Raw genomic sequence first — 17206 nt, 5'->3', positions numbered from 1 at the left:
TCTTTTTTTTATTACATTTGCACGTTTTTAATTACCACATGAATTCACGAAAAAAGGTAGCATTTTATACACTTGGTTGTAAACTTAATTTTTCTGAAACCTCTACAATTGCCAGAAGTTTTAATGAAGAAGGATTTGATCGTGTTGATTTTTCCGAAAATGCTGATATCTATGTAATTAATACCTGTTCAGTCACTGAAAATGCTGATAAGCGTTTTAAAACTATAGTTAAACAGGCCCAAAAAGCGAATCCTAATGCGTTTGTTGCTGCGATTGGATGTTATGCACAATTGAAACCACAGGAGCTGGCAGATGTTAATGGTGTAGATTTGGTATTAGGAGCTACAGAAAAGTTTAAGATTACTGATTATTTGAATGACTTGTCTAAAAATGATTTTGGCGAAGTACATTCCTGTGAAATTGAAGAAGCTGATTTTTATGTAGGCTCCTATTCAATAGGGGATAGAACCCGGGCGTTTTTGAAAGTTCAGGATGGTTGTGATTATAAATGTACGTATTGTACCATTCCTTTGGCAAGAGGAATTTCAAGAAGTGACTCTTTAGAAAATGTATTAAAAAATGCTCGGGAAATTTCAGAGCAAAATATAAAAGAAATAGTATTAACCGGCGTTAATATTGGTGATTATGGCAAGGGGGAGTTTGGAAATAAAACACATGAACACACCTTTTTAGATTTAGTTACAGAATTAGATAAAGTTAAAGGTATTGAGAGATTAAGAATTTCATCTATTGAACCTAATCTTTTAAAAAATGAAACCATTGATTTAGTTGCGAAATCACGAGCTTTTGTGCCACATTTTCATATTCCATTACAATCAGGAAGCAACGATATTTTAAAAAAAATGAAGCGCCGTTATCTGCGCGAATTATATGTTGATAGGGTAACTAAAATAAAAGAAGTGATGCCTCATGCCTGCATTGGTGTGGATGTAATTGTTGGATTTCCAGGAGAAACGGATGCACATTTTTTAGAGACTTATAATTTTTTAAATGAATTGGATATTTCATACTTACATGTATTTACCTATTCTGAAAGAGATAATACCGAGGCGGCAGAAATGGAAGCGGCAGTTCCAATGAATGTGAGAAATAAACGAAGTAAAATGTTGCGTGGGTTATCCGTTAAAAAGCGCAGAGCATTTTATGAAAGTCAGTTAAGTACCAGCCGAACAGTATTATTTGAAAGCGAAAATAAGGAAGGCTACATTCATGGATTTACCGAGAATTACGTTAAGGTAAAAACGCCCTGGAATCCTGAACTTGTTAATACAACTCATAATATAGAGCTGGTAAAAATAGATGAAGATGGCACTGTGAGGTTTGAATTTATTGATGTTTTTTCAAATCAAAAAACATTATAAGTTATAAGTTAACCATTTTTTTAACCCTTGGTCTGAATTTTGCCATTATATAGTACTAATGATCTAGTTTTGAATCTATTCTTTAGGATCCCAAATCATGAAAAGAATTCTCATTATTATTACTTTTTTATCTTTATCATTATTTGCCTGTTCAAGTGATGATTCAAATTTAACATCTGTTGAAGGTGTTTGGGAACTGGTGGGCTATAATGTTGCAGAGGGCTTTGATATCAATAATGACGGTATAAAAAGCATTAATATTTTACAAGAAATTGATTGTGTTAATAATGAAATAATGGTATTTGAATCAACCGGCGTTGTGTATACTCATGCTTCTTTTAATCCTTTAATTCAAATTTATATATTGAATGAAGCGATAAATGAATATGCTTTTAACGTAGAATGTGATGCAGAAGGCGTAATAAGTTTGGCCACTAACTATTCTCAAAAAGGTAATACAATTACACTTAATAAACATTCTGCGTCCGTTATGAACGATCAGTTATCTATTATATATGAAGATGCTATTGAAATATTTAATGCTGATTTTACAAAAGTTATATCAAGACAAGACTTGACATTGGTATATGTCAAACAATAAAATAAATAATTTTATGATTAGTTTTAAGCGATTTAAATTCTTAATCCCACAGGAAGCATTCTTTTATACTTTCTATTTCTTCTTACAAATTTAGCAATATCCGGACTTGTAGGCACAATACTTAAATTGCGTTCATCAATCTGTTCAAAAACAGCAGATAAAAATTCAGTTCTGAAATTTTCATCTGTAATACCCTCAGGAATAACGAGTTTAGTTAAAAATATCTTTCTATCTTGCAAAGAATATTCAATTTTGGCCAAATGATCATCAATTTTTATTTCAAATTGACGTAAGAAATCATTATCTATTAATTCTGCTGCATCTATCATGGTAAAAAGTTTTATTTCTAAAGAAACTTCAATAGTGAGAACTATTTTCTATAGTTTTGTGATGCAAATTTACAAAAAAAATACTTAATAACAGGATAATTTAAGGTTAAAACCTTATGAATCAAGATATAATACACGTCTATTTTATGCCAGGAATGGCAGCCAGTTCAAAAATATTTGAATACATAGAATTACCTGAAACTCAGTTTCAAATTCATTATCTTGAATGGCTTATCCCTATTGATAATGAATTACTTAGTGAATATGCAAGACGCATGTCCGACAAAATTGAGCATAAAAAATGCGTTTTACTGGGTGTCTCTTTCGGAGGTGTTTTAGTTCAAGAAATGAGTAAATATTTAAATGTTCAGAAATTAATTATTGTTTCAAGCGTTAAGTCTAAGAATGAGTTACCTAAAAAAATGATTCTTGCAAAAGTTACTAAGGCTTATAAATTATTACCAGTTCAATTAGTAAGCAATATTGATTTATTTTCTAAATATGTGTTTGGTAATAATATTACTAAAAGAATGGAATTGTATAAAAAATATTTATCGGTTAATGATAGTAACTATTTAAATTGGGCGATTGAAAACATGGTCTGTTGGAAACAGGAGGAAGCTATTCCAGATATTATTCATATTCATGGTGATCATGATCCGGTGTTTCCTATAAAAAATATTGGGACATGTATAATTGTTAAAAATGGAACACATGTCATGATATTGAATAAATACAAATGGTTTAACGAACATTTGCCAAAACTAATATTGACTTAGTATAGAGATAGAAACAATTATTTTTATAATTTTATAAAAAAATAAAAAATGAAAAACATATTAGCAATTATAGGATTATTTAGCTTATGTGGGCTATTTATTTATGCGCTGCAGGATGCTCAAACTGATGAAAATTTTGAAAAAAAACTGATCAACGATTATAATGTTTATGCCTTGCAGGTTCCAAATAATTTGGATTTTGCCGGTGAGCCAATGCCATTAAAAGATCCAGAAGTTTTTGAGCGTATGGATAGAGAATTATTAGTGAACACGTATTGGCAATCAAACGGCTTATTAATGTTTAAGAGAGCTAAAAAGTATTTTCCTATCATAGAGCCCATTTTGAAAAAGAATGGGATTCCAGATGATTTTAAATATTTGGCCGTTATTGAAAGTGGATTGACCAATGCGGTTTCAAGTGCTAAAGCCACAGGAGTATGGCAAATTATGCAGGCGACTGCAAAAGAAAATGGATTAGAAGTTAATGATAATGTTGATGAACGTTATCATTTGGAAAAATCTACTGAGGTTGCCTGTAAATACTTGTTGAAATCTAAAGAAAAATTAGGGTCATGGACATTGGCAGCAGCTGCTTATAACGCAGGGGATACTGGAGTTTCAAGACGTTTAAAAGAACAAAATGTCTCTAATTATTACGATTTGTTATTAGGAGAAGAAACAGGTAGATATGTGTTTAGAATTGTGGCTCTAAAAGAAATATTAAAACATCCAGATATTTATGGATTTAATTTTAGAGAGAAAGATTTATATTCTCAAATACCAACCTATAAAGTGGAAGTTGATACAGCAGTTACGGATTTTACAAAATTTGCCGAAGGATTTGGTATCAACTATAAAATTTTAAAGGTTCACAATCCTTGGTTAAGAGATAGGTTTCTTAGCAATAAATCTGGAAAAAAATATATGATTGATATTCCTAAAATGGGATATTATGATAAAGTACAGTAATAACAGTATAAATAAAAAATAACAGTGTAAACAAAAAAGGAGAAGCTTAAGTTCTCCTTTTTTGTTGTCTTATAGAACCACCCGCTCCATAATGCTGATTGGGCATTTGAGCACGCTTCATATTTTCTTTCATCATTTTTATTTGCTCTGTCAACATACCTTGCTTGTCAAGTTTTTGAGCTTCTGATAGTAATTTAGAAGCTTCTTGTTTTCTTCGTTTAGAAAAGGCGATTCCAGATAAATTTAATTTAGCCATCGCTAAATCGTGGTTCATAGATAAACCTAATGAAATGGCATTTTTAAAGTATTTTTCAGCCTCATTCATATTGGTTTGAGAAACCATAATACCATGCAGGTAATTATAGTAGCCCTGTTGTTTTCTGACAAGCGCTGATTCTGGATTTTTAATTTTCTTGAGCCATTTGGTGGCCCCTTCAAAATCCTGTTTTCTTAATCTTAGAAAGGCTAAAAGAATAAATTCATTTTTAAAGTACAAAAACACAAATACACCAGAAAGAAGGATAAGCATGATGCCATTTCCAATATTATTTTCCGTAAATTGATAAACAGCATAAGCAAAGATGCCGGCCGCAATAATAAGTTTTATAATTTTATTATACATTTTTAATCTAAATAAAGGTGTTAAAGATACATTTGATAGTCTTTTTTGTATCTAAAATATAGATTACAAAGTAACTAAATTTTTATGAAAAGGACCCAATTGAGGTGCAACAAAAATAAACTGTTTAAACGAGTTGTATGATTTAATTATGTCATAATTTTTAAAATTTATTGAATTAATAAATATTTTTAAAATAACGTTTGTCAAAGTAAAAACTCTTTGTATATTTGCGCTCGGTTTTAGGTAACCCTTAAACTTTAAAAAATAAACACATTTTTCAGATTTAAAGATACTAGATAATGAGTAAAAGAACGTTTCAGCCATCAAAAAGAAAGAGAAGAAACAAACATGGTTTCAGAGAAAGAATGGCTTCTGCTAATGGTAGAAAAGTATTAGCTCGAAGAAGAGCTAAAGGAAGAAAAAAATTGTCTGTATCGTCTGACGCTAGACATAAAAAATAATGATATACATCATTACTTATAAATTAAAGGTGTTGCTTAGGTGTAACGCCTTTTTTTATATCTTATAACGAAATTTTTATTAAACTAGAAAAAACCAAAAGTTAAAATGCCAAAAAATTCTAAACTTAAATCTATATTAATTATTGGTTCTGGGCCTATTGTTATTGGGCAAGCATGTGAATTTGATTACTCGGGGTCGCAAGCCTTAAGGTCATTGAGAGAAGATGGAATTGAGACAGTTCTTATCAATTCAAATCCAGCGACCATTATGACAGATCCTACAATGGCTGATCATATTTATTTGTTGCCTCTAACCACCAAATCAATAATAAAAATTTTAAAAGAACACCCTCAAATTGATGCTGTATTACCAACAATGGGTGGTCAAACAGCATTGAATTTATGTATTGAGGCTGATGAAAAGGGTATTTGGAAAGATTTTGGAGTTGAAATTATTGGTGTTGATATTGATGCTATCAATATAACTGAAGACAGAGAGAAATTTAGAGAGTTGATGCTTAAAATAGGAATTCCAATGGCGCCGCAGGCCACAGCTACCTCTTATTTAAAGGGTAAAGAAATAGCTCAGGAATTTGGTTTTCCTTTAGTAATTAGAGCCTCTTTCACGCTGGGTGGTGCAGGTGCCTCCTTTGTGCATGAAGAAAAGGATTTTGATGAATTATTAACTCATGGTTTGGAAGTATCTCCAATTCATGAAGTTATGATTGATAAGGCCCTTATTGGTTGGAAAGAGTATGAATTAGAGCTCCTTAGAGATGCTAATGATAATGTGGTTATCATTTGTTCTATTGAAAATATGGACCCAATGGGTATTCATACAGGTGATTCTATTACAGTTGCTCCAGCCATGACCTTAAGTGACAGAACTTACCAAAGAATGCGTGATATGGCTATTCATATGATGCGAAGTATTGGTGATTTTGCTGGTGGATGTAACGTGCAGTTTGCCGTGAGTCCAGATGAGAATGAAGATATCATTGCTATTGAAATTAATCCACGTGTATCGCGTTCATCGGCATTGGCAAGTAAAGCAACAGGTTATCCTATAGCAAAAATTGCGGCTAAATTAGCTATAGGTTATCACCTAGATGAATTGCAAAATCAAATTACAAAATCTACTTCAGCATTATTTGAGCCTACCTTAGACTATGTAATTGTAAAAATACCGCGTTGGAATTTTGATAAATTTGAAGGAAGTAACCGTACACTAGGTTTACAAATGAAATCTGTTGGAGAGGTGATGGGTATTGGACGCTCCTTTCAAGAAGCATTGCACAAAGCAACACAATCTCTTGAAATTAAGCGAAATGGCCTAGGTGCAGATGGGAAGGAAAATAAAAATTATGAGGAAATTATAGAGAAACTCACCTATGCTTCTTGGGATCGAGTGTTTATCATTTATGATGCGATAGCTTTAGGAATTCCGTTGAGTAGAATTCATGAAATCACTAAAATTGACATGTGGTTTTTAAAGCAATATGAAGAATTATATCTGCTTCAAAAGGAAATTTCAACCTATAAAATTGATACCATTCAAAAGGATTTATTGCTTGAAGCAAAGCAAAAAGGATATGGTGACAGGCAAATTGCTCATATGTTGGGATGTTTAGAAAGTCAGGTATATAACAAACGTGAAGAATTTGGGGTCAACAGAGTTTATAAACTCGTTGATACCTGTGCAGCTGAATTTAAGGCTCAAACGCCATATTACTATTCTACTTTTGAAAGTGACATGCAACTGGCGGGTGGCGAGCGTTTTTCTCATAATGAAAGTATTGTTACTGATAAGAAAAAAATTATTGTTTTAGGTTCTGGTCCGAACAGAATTGGGCAAGGGATAGAGTTTGACTACTGTTGTGTGCATGGTGTTTTGGCTGCTGCTGAATGCGGTTATGAAACCATTATGATTAATTGTAATCCAGAAACGGTATCGACCGATTTTGACACGGCGGATAAATTATATTTTGAACCTGTTTTCTGGGAGCATATTTATGATATTATAAAGCATGAGAAACCAGAAGGCGTTATTGTTCAGTTAGGTGGGCAAACGGCCTTGAAACTGGCTGAGAAGTTATCCAGATATGGTATTAAAATTATCGGAACCAGTTTTGAATCGCTTGATTTAGCTGAAGACAGAGGGCTTTTTTCCAATTTGTTAAAAGAAAATAATATTCCTTATCCTGAGTTTGATATAGCCACTACTGCAGATGAAGCAGCAGCTATTGCGGACGTTTTAGATTTTCCAATTTTAGTGAGACCTTCGTATGTTCTTGGTGGACAAGGCATGAAAATTGTGATTAATAAAAAAGAACTGGAAGAGCACGTTGTTGGTTTATTAAGGGTTATGCCAGGTAATCAGTTACTTTTAGATCATTACTTAGAAGGTGCTATAGAAGCGGAAGCGGATGCTATTTGTGATGGTGAAGATGTCTATATTATTGGAATTATGGAACATATTGAGCCTTGCGGTATCCATTCGGGTGATAGTAATGCCATGTTGCCACCATTCAATCTCGGTGATCTAGTCATGCAACAAATAAAAGATCATACAGTAAAAATCGCAAAAGCTTTGAATACCGTTGGATTAATAAATATACAATTTGCCATTAAGGATGATATGGTTTATATCATTGAAGCCAACCCAAGAGCTTCCAGAACGGTTCCTTTTATTGCCAAAGCTTATGGTGAACCTTATGTGAATTATGCTACAAAAGTTATGCTAGGAGAAAAGAAAGTGAAAGATTTTAATTTTAATCCTCATTTAGAAGGTTATGCCATAAAGCAACCAGTATTTTCATTTAACAAGTTTCCTAACGTAAACAAAAAGTTAGGACCAGAAATGAAAAGCACCGGAGAAAGTATATTATTCATTGATAGTCTTAAAGATGATCAATTTTATGAATTATACTCTAGACGAAAAATGTATCTAAATAAATAGAATAAAAAAAAGCCGCTTTTAGCGGCTTTTTTTACATTGGAAGGAGATTGAAATTGAAAGAAATGTTAACCATTTCTGAGACTTTGTTGCTCACAATTTTTGGTATAACAATATCAAAATCAGAACTTTTGACCGTAAAATTGCCGGATAATTTTATACCTTCTGAATTTTTAATAAGGGTTACTTTAATATTTTTCAACTTTTTTGTTTTGCCATGGAAATATAATTCACCGTTTAATTGAAATTCTCTTTGAGATGAAATATTATCATAAGAAAAATCTTCTATAATACCTTTAAAAGTTGCTTTTGGATATTTATCTGATTCCGCATAGTTTTCGTTGAAATGTTCTTCCATTAAAGCATTTTTAAATCTAAAACCCTTCACTAAAATTAATGTGGCAAATTCTCCACTTTCTATATTTAATATAGAAGTAACTGTATTGGTATTTGCACTGACTTCTTCAAATGAAGGGACGGATGCTTCAAAACCTACGGCCCCTGTTTTTGTTATATACTTTGATTGACAAAACGAGTTCAATCCTATAAAAGCAATTATAAAGAGTAAACGTTTCATAATATTTGCATTAAAGAAAAATTAATTTTAATGATTTAATTTTCTAAAAACCCTTGATCTTTCCATTGCTGTATTAAATCTCTATTTGTTTGTGACATTAATCCTCCTTGCGGCATGGGGTTATTTGCATTATTTATTCTTCCTATTAATCCTCTGGTTTCAACTGAATTTTTCACTTCGCTATAAGTTGTTAATGACATAGGAGCACTGTTTGTAGTAGGATTTCCATGACATGAAGTGCAATTACCACTCATAATAGATTTAATATGACTATTGTAAGTGATATTTGTTGAATTATTAGGGTTTGGATCAGGGTTACTGGAATTTGGTGTTGTTGGATCATCATCACTTCCTGAACAACTAAATAGTAATAGTGTAACCACAATTAATGAGATAAGATTTTTTAAATTCATAGCATATTTATTTAAAGTTATTTTTTTTAATTTTCGATAAGACCATCATCTTTCCATTTAATTATTTGGTCTATTAAGTTTTGAGGTAATCTTGGCCCGCCAAACGGCATAGCATCTGGGCTTCCGGCCTGACTTGAGATACGATTAATCAAATTGTTATTAAGAACTGCATTTTTTATGTTGTCATATGTTAATAAAGGAGTGTTGGCTCCATTTAACGGTGGACTTTGATGGCAGTTTATGCAATTGTTATTAATAATAGTTTTTATATCATTATATGTCGTGATAGTTGCCATTGGCTGTTCATCAATCAAGTCACTTTCACTCGCATTTGTGCAACTGAAGAGAAAAAGATTAATTAGGATAATTTTTATAAATATTTTTTTCATAACAAATTGTTTTAAAATACTCTACTTAAATTAAAGCCAAAATAAATATTACCATCTGACCAGTCACCGGAACCTTGTCCAAGAAAACCATTGGTATTCATTGGTTGGGCATTGGTGAAATGCATCTGAAAAACATGACCACCAGTTTCTAAATCAAATCCAATGGATAGTGGGTTCTTAAAAGGAGAATTATCAGCACGATTTAAGTGCCAACCATAATCTGCATTAATGGACCAACGCTTTCTTAATTTATATCTTCCTCCAAATCCTAAAGCAAATTGGGAATTATTTTGCTCATCAATAACCACATAGTTATCATGGAAAAAGGTAGGGGCTAATTCTAGACTTAAAGAGGTGTTTATTTTTCTTGAAACTAATAATTGAGCAGTATAGCCTAGACGATGTTTAAATTCTAATTTTGGTAAGTTGTCTTTATCAAGAGCGGTATTAATTAAAATGGCGTTAAAACCAACAATGGTGAAAGGAAATCCATTTTTTTCTTGTCTTAAAAGCCTATATTTCAAAGACGATTCATAAATTTTTTGAAATGAACTTCTTGAAACACCAATATTAAGTCCATCAGAAATACCAAAAACAAAATTTAACCTAGTAACTGCATCATCCAATCCAAAAAACGTATTGATTCCATTCTTAATTGTTCCAAATCTATGAGACACAATAAAGGTAAATTCGTCTTTTGCAACCAACTTAGTAGATTCAAAATTGACAATTTTTAAGCCTTTAAATGCTGCGATTTCATATTGCTTTCCAATGGAATCTGTATCGATTTCATTTAATAAATTATCTTGTGAAAAGACTAATATTGGAAAAAGTATAATTATTAAATATTTCATGAGTTTTTCTACTTTTTAATTAAAGTTTTATGAAACGCTTGGTATGGCTAATGCCAAAATAGCTTACTTTTATAAAATACAAACCTTTATTTAGTTTCGAAATGTCAATGGTGTATTCAAGTTTATTACTTGAATAAATCTTTTGGCCTAATAAGTCAAATATTGAAATAGATTTAAATTCAATTCCGTTTGGCATTTTTAGAGAAAGTTGATCATAAGCGGGATTGGGGGAAATTGTAAAATTCTCAATAGAATATTCTTCAATATCTAATGGGTTTTCTACTGTAATTGTGCCAGCCATAGATAATGGGTGAAAACCACATTTATATGGATTTGAACCAATTGAATTAAATTGGTAAGTAAATGTATTTCCCAGACCAGTTTTAGAACCACTGTTAAAAGTTTCTGTACTACCAGCATCATTTTGAACAGTGTGTGCGAAAGTGTCGGTCCAGGTCCATCTTACAAGATCACCTACATTAATTGTTAGATTTAAGTTACTTCCAATTCCAATTTCCCAATCTAAATCGTGGGTTGTTTGTGCTTGCGCCCCAAACGATGTAAACATGAGTAATAGTAATGTTTTTTTCATGAATGTTATTTTTAAAAATTAATTAATACTACATTGATCAAGTTTTACTTCGTTAAGTAAATCATCAAAACCAATAAAACGGCCTTTTACTTTGAATTGGGAATTGTTTGTTAATTGGATATTAATTTTGGTTGTGAACTGACAGAAAACAATATGATCTAAGGTAATTGTGTTTTCCGTTTGATCAGTTATTTTGCCAATAACCTCCATAGTTTTGTCAAGATATTTTTTTTCTGAATTATCTGGGTCAGTTGAAAATTCATTTAAGATTTCGACTGATGTGAGTATAAATTCAACTTTTTCTTTATTAATAACTCTATGGTTTTGGTATATATAGTTATAAATAAGTATTGCAATTACAGCTAAAACACTTAATGTTATCCACTTTTTCATATTAGGTTGGTTAAATAAGCTGCTTCAGCATTTACACCGAAGCAGCTCAGTGCTAGTAACAAATCATTATATTGATTTGTTAAAGGAAATTTTCTTTTTCATAAGACTTTTCTACTAGCTTAGTTTTTTTCAAAAGTTAAATTGTCTGTGCCTCCATTACCGCCACTTATATGTATCAATTCAATAATTGTAGCTGTTCTCGTTACAATTTCCCAGTCTTCAGATAATTCACTGAAATTTGATGGAGAAAGAAAGTAAATATTAAAATCAATATCATCAGAGTTACTACTATCGTCATTACCATTACCATCAGTAACAGACCAAGTGCCGATAATTGTGTCTGAGCCATTATTTGCTGTTAACGAATTGTCCGATCCGAAAGTGAAGTTGTAGCCACTAAAATTATTGGTTTCATCTTGGCCCGAATCAATATAATTTGAAATTATCCATGCTTCGGATTGCATCAACGTTTCTATCTCTTGAATAGTTTGACTATTGTTATTAGAATTCATGTCGTCATCTGAAGAACAAGTTGATGACATTAATGACAAACTTAACAAGGTGAACAAAGGGTAAATAAAATTCTTTTTCATAGCATTAATTTTGGTTTGTTTTTCTGTTTTCATATTAGTTACAACTATTTTTATAACGCATTCTATCATTATCCCCTACTCTTAAATCAATTTTACTTTCTGAATATTGGGAAATTTCATGTAATATCCAGTTATTATTGCAATAAGGTAGATCGGGGACATTGATGACTACAACTAAATTGTTCCCAGAACCTGAGGCTGTCCACGTTCCATAGTCTGTATTAGTTCCATAGTAAACAGTGATAATGCCATCCGTCGAAAAGTTGAAGGTATAACCATCGTAATAATTGTCGTAATCTCTATTGTATCGCTCTAGTTTGTCTATGGTCCAGTCTGAACAAGATGTAAGTAATGATTCCAATTGCTCTGGATTACAATCATTACAATCATCATCATTGTAGTCATAATCATCGTCTTCATCACAGTCGTTTTTATGGGTGTTTATTGTGGTTTCAAGCTCGTTTAAATTATTAATGACTATTAGTGAACCATCTAATAGTAAGACATTTATAGGAAAGTTTATTGTAACTATGTAATTAGTATTGAGATAATTAAAGAAATCAATTAAATCATTATCAGAATTAAATGATACTGTCTCCAGAATTTCGTTGTCTTTATTAAATACTGACGCTGTAATTGGATATTGAAAATCAAGACATTCTACATCATCGTCAGGTTGATTTTCTCCATTACAGTTATTTGAATAGTTACTCAGTTCTGAAGAATTATTTACAATAATTCTTTTATAATCATCAAGGGTAATAGTCACAGGATAAGAAATGCTTATATTATCAACATCATCATCAGATTCATCCAAAATATATTCCACTATTAAATAATCTGTTTCTGATGCTATGGTGACACTTATGCCATTAACTGTTACATTAAATGGAAACGTAATATTAAAGCAATTAGCTTTATCAATAATATTATCATTTGAACCATCATTGATTGTTGTATTTTTAATGAGACCGGCAATTGAAGAATTGGCTACTAATACTTCATTTGAAGGGGCTTGCACAAATTCAACTTCCTCTTTGCGACAGGATGTGAATGTGAACAACATAGCGAAGGAATAGGATAAAATTTTTCTGATGAATATATTTATAAAGGTGGTCATGTGTTTTACTGTCTTTTTAAATAAAACAACTGAAAAGCTAAAACTCCTGAAAGTTTTATTCATTTTTTTTTAAAAATCTTGTCTTAAATGATTAAAAAGGTCAAAGAATAAAATATTTTAACAGGATTAAGTTATTTAAATCATTTATATAGTTTTAAAGAATAATTATATATTTAAATAAAAATAAAATATTTTGCTACCAGAATTAAATGAACATATTTGTGAAGAAGCGGTATTTGAAAGTATTTATAAAAAATATTCTCAAGATCTGCACAATTATTTATATTACAAATATGGAGATAAGTTTAGTCCAAATGATAAGGTTCAAGACGCGTTCATTAAGCTATGGAACAATTGCAAAGATGTAACTTTTAGTAAAGCCAAATCTTTTCTGTTTACCGTTGCAAATAATTTAATGCTCAATGAAATTAAGCATCACAAAGTGGTTTTAAAATACCAAAATGAAAATCAGAGGGATTTCACCAACGAAACCCCGGAGTTTGTTTTAGAAAAGAAGCAATTTTTACAGCGTTATCAAGAGGTGCTTGGTAAAATGAGCGAAGAGCAAAGAGTTGCTTTTTTATTAAATAAAGTAGAAGGGAAAAAGCATAGTGAAATTGCTGACATGCTAGGAATAACTCAAAAAACCGTTGAATATAGAATTTATAGTGCTTTTAGTATTTTAAAGAAAGAATTAGTAGGCTTTAAAATAAAATAATTCAGGATTTTTAGGTTTTAGATTGTTATATTATAAAGTGAATAATTTATGGATTCTGAAGAGTTGATAAAAAAATGGTTAAAGAATGAGCTTTCTGATGAAGAAAAGCAAATGTTTGATAGTTTTGATGATGCACATTTAAATAACTATATCATTGAAAAGGCACAGGTTTTTAAAGCTTCTAATTTCTCTGAAATTAATAATTTTGATGTTTTTAAGGTTCAATATAATCAACAGAAAATTCCAGTTAAAAAATTAAATTGGATAAATCCTTTGTTGAAAATAGCGAGCATTATTGTTATTGCTTTAGGTGTTTATTTTACTTTCTTTTTTAACCAAAGAGTTCAAATTGAAACTTTAGCTAGTAATAAAGAATCCATTGAATTGCCAGACCATTCTTTGGTTATGTTAAATGCTTCATCACATCTAGAATATAATAAGCGAACTTGGAAAGATCATAGAAAGATTAATCTTGATGGAGAAGCATTTTTTAAAGTTTCAAAAGGACAAACTTTTGATGTGATTACTAATCAGGGTGTTGTGACTGTTGTTGGTACTCAGTTTAATGTTAAGGATCGTAAAAATTATTTTGAAGTAAAATGTTTTGAGGGTATTGTTAAAGTTACTTCAGATACAATTTCGCGATTTTTAAAGGCAGGGGATACTTACAAGATATTAAATGGAAAATTTTCGGAAGGAAAAATAATTTCACCTGTACCTAATTGGACAGAAAATATGAGTGTTTTTGAGGCAATTCCAATAAAAGAGGTTTTTGCAGAGTTGGAAAGACAATATGATATAGAAATTAATTATAATAGTCGCTCTAATCGCTTATTTACAGGTGGATTTGTTCATGATAATTTAGATAATGCCTTAAATACTATAACCCAACCCATGAATTTGACCTATGAAATGAGTTCTTCAAATCTCGTAGTGATTCATGAAAAGGAGAATTAAAGAATTTTTTATAATATTTCTTCTGGTTTTCTGTAATGGATTGCTTTCACAAACTAAAAATGAAACGATACCATTAGAAAAAATCATAGCGTATTTAGAAGCTAAATATCAAGTACAATTTAATTATGCTGCAGATATTGTAAATGGTATTACTATTATTGAACCTTTTAAGGGGCTATCTTTAAATGAATCTATTAGTTATTTACAAAAAGTAACAGGATTAGAATTCATTTTGACCGATTCCAATATTATTCTTATTAAACCCTTTAAGGGCAAAGTTTTATGTGGTTATATTAAAGACAAAGAGACTTTACTGCCGTTAGTGTCGGCAACTATTGAAACATCTGGACAAGCAACGACAAGTGATGAAAACGGATTTTTTAAAATTAGCATAAACAAAATATCTGAACCTGTTGTTATTAGGTTTTTAGGTTATGGTACGGTTCGAACTAATTCCAATATGATTGTCAGTAAAGATTGCCAAGACTATTATCTTACTACAAGTTTCCAAAAGTTGTCGGAAGTTTTAATTTCTAATTATATAGTTAATGGAATTAATAAAATTGATAACGGTTCATATGAAATAAATTTTTTGGACTTTGATATATTACCAGGTTTGATTGAAGCAGATGTTCTACAATCAGTTCAGAGTTTTCCCGGAATTCAAAGCCTGAATGAAACTGTTTCAAATATTAATATTAGAGGAGGAACCAATGATCAAAATTTAATTCTATGGGATGGAATAAAAATGTATCAGTCTGGCCATTTCTTTGGGTTAATTTCAATGTATAATCCGGAAATTACCCAAAAAGTTTCCTTAAGAAAGAATGGTAGCAGTGTTGCCTATACCGATGGTGTTTCTGGAATTATAGATATGACAACAAGTAAGCACATAAATCCATCGTTTAAAGGAGTAATAGGTTTAAATCTAACCAATGTCAATGGTTTTGTTGATGTGCCGTTAGGCACGCATTCCTCTATTCAGTTTGCTGCGCGAAAATCAATAAGTGATTTTGTTGAAACGCCAACTTATAAAGCATTTTTTGAAAGGATTTCTCAGAATACAGAAGTTGAAAATAATATTTCAAGTATAACCAATTCAAATAAAGCTTTTGATTTTTATGATACCTCTTTACGTTGGATTTATAAAATAAGTGATAAAGATCAATTACGGCTCAATTTTATTAACGTTCATAACGAACTTGTATTTAATGAAAATGCCACAATTAATAATTTAGAAGAGTCTAAAGAAAGTAGTTTATCCCAGTTCAGTATTGCAGGCGCTATCAATTATGAACGGAATTGGAATAAAAATTTACAAACTACACTTGAAATTTATGAAACGGACTATAAGTTAAAATCAATAAATTCAAATATTGTTGATTCTCAAAGGTTTCTGCAAGAAAATGCGATTTCTGAAACCAGTTCGAAGTTTGAATTAAAATATAATTTCAATAATAGATTTCAATTTTTGGGAGGATATCATTTTGTTGAAACAGAGATAACAAATTTGGATGATGTAGATAATCCTTTATTTAGAGTTTTGGTTTCTGAGGTTTTAAGAACCCATGGTATTTTTTCTGAAGTTGGATATAAATCCTTGAATAAAAAAACAAATTTGAACGTTGGAGTCAGGTATAATTACCTTGAGAAGTTTAATAAGAAGCTATGGGAACCACGCTTCAGTTTCAGTCAAAAATTCTTAAAAAAGTTTAATTGGGAAATTTTAGCTGAGTTTAAACATCAGAATACTTCCCAAGTAATCAACTTCCAAAATGATTTTTTAGGTATAGAAAAACGAAGATGGCAACTCTCAAATAATGATAATATTCCAGTAATTGAAAGCAGGCAAATATCATCTGCAATCAGTTTTAATAATAAAGGCTGGTTGTTCGATATAGATGGCTATGTTAAGACTGTAAAAGGTATTACAACCCAAAGTCAAGGATTCCAAAATCAATTTGAATTTGTAAAATCAAAAGGGCAATATGAAGTTAAAGGTTTTGATGTTTTAGTAAGAAAGAATATAAAAAGGTTAAATACATGGATGAGTTATTCATATATGGATAATTCATATTTTTTTAGTGAATTATCTGAGAGCCCCTTTTCAAGTAATTATGATGTTACACATGTGTTGACACTGGGTAGCGCCTATAAATTAAAAAATTTTAAAGTTTCCGCAGGGTTTAATTGGCATTCAGGTAAACCAACAACAGAACCAATAAAGGATAATGCCATAGTAAATGGTAATATAAATTATAATTTGCCAAATTCTTCAAATTTAAAGGATTATTCGCGTTTGGATATTTCAGCAATTTATGTTTTGAAATCGCACAAAAAGATGAAAGCAGACATCGGACTTTCTGTTTGGAATGTTTTGAATAAAAAAAATGAGATTAATAGCTTTTATAGAATTAATATAGGGGAGATTAATAAAACTACACAAAATTCCTTAGGGTTAACTTCTAATGCTGTTTTTCGATTGTCCTTTTAATATAATT

The 17206-nt window shown here is 30.8% G+C and carries 19 protein-coding genes; 9 read left to right on the top strand and 10 right to left on the bottom strand.

What is annotated here, in order from left to right; translation table 11 throughout:
• The first annotated feature begins 38 nt into the window (after nt 1-38).
• Both mtaB and V8G56_RS13925 read left to right on the top strand, forming a co-directional pair.
• Nucleotides 39-1382, top strand: a complete 1344-nt coding sequence (mtaB, locus tag V8G56_RS13930; protein WP_395439070.1) for a tRNA (N(6)-L-threonylcarbamoyladenosine(37)-C(2))-methylthiotransferase MtaB — start codon at nt 39-41, stop codon at nt 1380-1382.
• A gap of 97 nt (nt 1383-1479) precedes the next feature.
• The gene (locus V8G56_RS13925) at nt 1480-1983 is read left to right on the top strand and encodes a hypothetical protein (protein WP_395439069.1); all 504 of its coding nucleotides are present in this window, start codon (nt 1480-1482) and stop codon (nt 1981-1983) included.
• A 32-nt stretch (nt 1984-2015) separates the two neighbouring features.
• Here V8G56_RS13925 and V8G56_RS13920 read toward each other — a convergent pair whose 3' ends face one another.
• A complete protein-coding gene (locus tag V8G56_RS13920) occupies nt 2016-2312 on the bottom strand; it encodes an N-acetyltransferase (RefSeq protein ID WP_395439068.1) in 297 nt (98 codons plus the stop codon).
• 116 nt (nt 2313-2428) lie between these two features.
• On the opposite strand from V8G56_RS13920, the gene V8G56_RS13915 reads away from it, so the two are divergent.
• Nucleotides 2429-3091: an alpha/beta hydrolase family protein gene (locus V8G56_RS13915; RefSeq protein ID WP_395439067.1), complete on the top strand. Its 663-nt coding sequence runs from the start codon at nt 2429-2431 to the stop codon at nt 3089-3091.
• Between the two features lie 48 nt (nt 3092-3139).
• Nucleotides 3140-4060, top strand: a complete 921-nt coding sequence (locus V8G56_RS13910; RefSeq protein WP_395439066.1) for a lytic transglycosylase domain-containing protein — start codon at nt 3140-3142, stop codon at nt 4058-4060.
• Between the two features lie 46 nt (nt 4061-4106).
• Here V8G56_RS13910 and V8G56_RS13905 read toward each other — a convergent pair whose 3' ends face one another.
• A complete protein-coding gene (locus tag V8G56_RS13905; protein WP_395439065.1) occupies nt 4107-4682 on the bottom strand; it encodes a DUF2892 domain-containing protein in 576 nt (191 codons plus the stop codon).
• Between the two features lie 299 nt (nt 4683-4981).
• Here V8G56_RS13905 and rpmH point away from each other — a divergent pair, with 299 nt between their 5' ends.
• Nucleotides 4982-5143, top strand: coding sequence for a 50S ribosomal protein L34 (gene rpmH, locus V8G56_RS13900; protein ID WP_331633057.1), 162 nt, complete (start codon nt 4982-4984; stop codon nt 5141-5143).
• Between the two features lie 106 nt (nt 5144-5249).
• Nucleotides 5250-8102 (top strand): carbamoyl-phosphate synthase large subunit, encoded by a 2853-nt coding sequence (carB, locus tag V8G56_RS13895; RefSeq protein ID WP_395439064.1) that lies wholly within the window; start codon nt 5250-5252, stop codon nt 8100-8102.
• Nucleotides 8103-8133: 31 nt separating this feature from the next.
• Here carB and V8G56_RS13890 read toward each other — a convergent pair whose 3' ends face one another.
• The 8 genes from V8G56_RS13890 to V8G56_RS13855 form a co-directional block, all read right to left on the bottom strand.
• Nucleotides 8134-8676 (bottom strand): YceI family protein, encoded by a 543-nt coding sequence (locus V8G56_RS13890; protein WP_395439063.1) that lies wholly within the window; start codon nt 8674-8676, stop codon nt 8134-8136.
• Nucleotides 8677-8711: 35 nt separating this feature from the next.
• The gene (locus V8G56_RS13885; RefSeq protein ID WP_395439062.1) at nt 8712-9089 is read right to left on the bottom strand and encodes a cytochrome c; all 378 of its coding nucleotides are present in this window, start codon (nt 9087-9089) and stop codon (nt 8712-8714) included.
• 26 nt (nt 9090-9115) lie between these two features.
• Nucleotides 9116-9478 (bottom strand): c-type cytochrome, encoded by a 363-nt coding sequence (locus tag V8G56_RS13880; protein WP_395439061.1) that lies wholly within the window; start codon nt 9476-9478, stop codon nt 9116-9118.
• A gap of 11 nt (nt 9479-9489) precedes the next feature.
• Nucleotides 9490-10332: a DUF5777 family beta-barrel protein gene (locus V8G56_RS13875; protein ID WP_395439060.1), complete on the bottom strand. Its 843-nt coding sequence runs from the start codon at nt 10330-10332 to the stop codon at nt 9490-9492.
• 19 nt (nt 10333-10351) lie between these two features.
• Nucleotides 10352-10924 carry a T9SS type A sorting domain-containing protein gene (locus V8G56_RS13870; protein ID WP_395439059.1) on the bottom strand — a complete coding sequence of 191 codons (573 nt, stop codon included), beginning with the start codon at nt 10922-10924 and terminating at the stop codon, nt 10352-10354.
• Between the two features lie 18 nt (nt 10925-10942).
• Nucleotides 10943-11317 (bottom strand): OB-fold protein, encoded by a 375-nt coding sequence (locus V8G56_RS13865; RefSeq protein WP_395439058.1) that lies wholly within the window; start codon nt 11315-11317, stop codon nt 10943-10945.
• A gap of 119 nt (nt 11318-11436) precedes the next feature.
• Nucleotides 11437-11910: a hypothetical protein gene (locus V8G56_RS13860; protein ID WP_395439057.1), complete on the bottom strand. Its 474-nt coding sequence runs from the start codon at nt 11908-11910 to the stop codon at nt 11437-11439.
• Between the two features lie 34 nt (nt 11911-11944).
• Nucleotides 11945-13093, bottom strand: coding sequence for a hypothetical protein (locus V8G56_RS13855; RefSeq protein WP_395439056.1), 1149 nt, complete (start codon nt 13091-13093; stop codon nt 11945-11947).
• A 130-nt stretch (nt 13094-13223) separates the two neighbouring features.
• On the opposite strand from V8G56_RS13855, the gene V8G56_RS13850 reads away from it, so the two are divergent.
• From V8G56_RS13850 to V8G56_RS13840, 3 genes are read left to right on the top strand one after another with little or no spacing between them, the layout of a single operon-like run.
• Nucleotides 13224-13748 (top strand): RNA polymerase sigma factor, encoded by a 525-nt coding sequence (locus tag V8G56_RS13850; protein WP_395439055.1) that lies wholly within the window; start codon nt 13224-13226, stop codon nt 13746-13748.
• Between the two features lie 48 nt (nt 13749-13796).
• Nucleotides 13797-14705, top strand: coding sequence for a FecR family protein (locus tag V8G56_RS13845; RefSeq protein ID WP_395439054.1), 909 nt, complete (start codon nt 13797-13799; stop codon nt 14703-14705).
• Nucleotides 14689-17199 (top strand): TonB-dependent receptor, encoded by a 2511-nt coding sequence (locus tag V8G56_RS13840; RefSeq protein ID WP_395439053.1) that lies wholly within the window; start codon nt 14689-14691, stop codon nt 17197-17199. Before V8G56_RS13845 ends, V8G56_RS13840 begins: the two co-directional genes overlap by 17 nt.
• The last annotated feature ends 7 nt before the right edge of the window (nt 17200-17206 follow it).

This window comes from Gaetbulibacter aquiaggeris, assembly GCF_044003965.1.
GTDB classification, from domain to species: domain Bacteria; phylum Bacteroidota; class Bacteroidia; order Flavobacteriales; family Flavobacteriaceae; genus Yeosuana; species Yeosuana aquiaggeris.
This window is presented reverse-complemented; position numbering and strand designations above follow the sequence as displayed.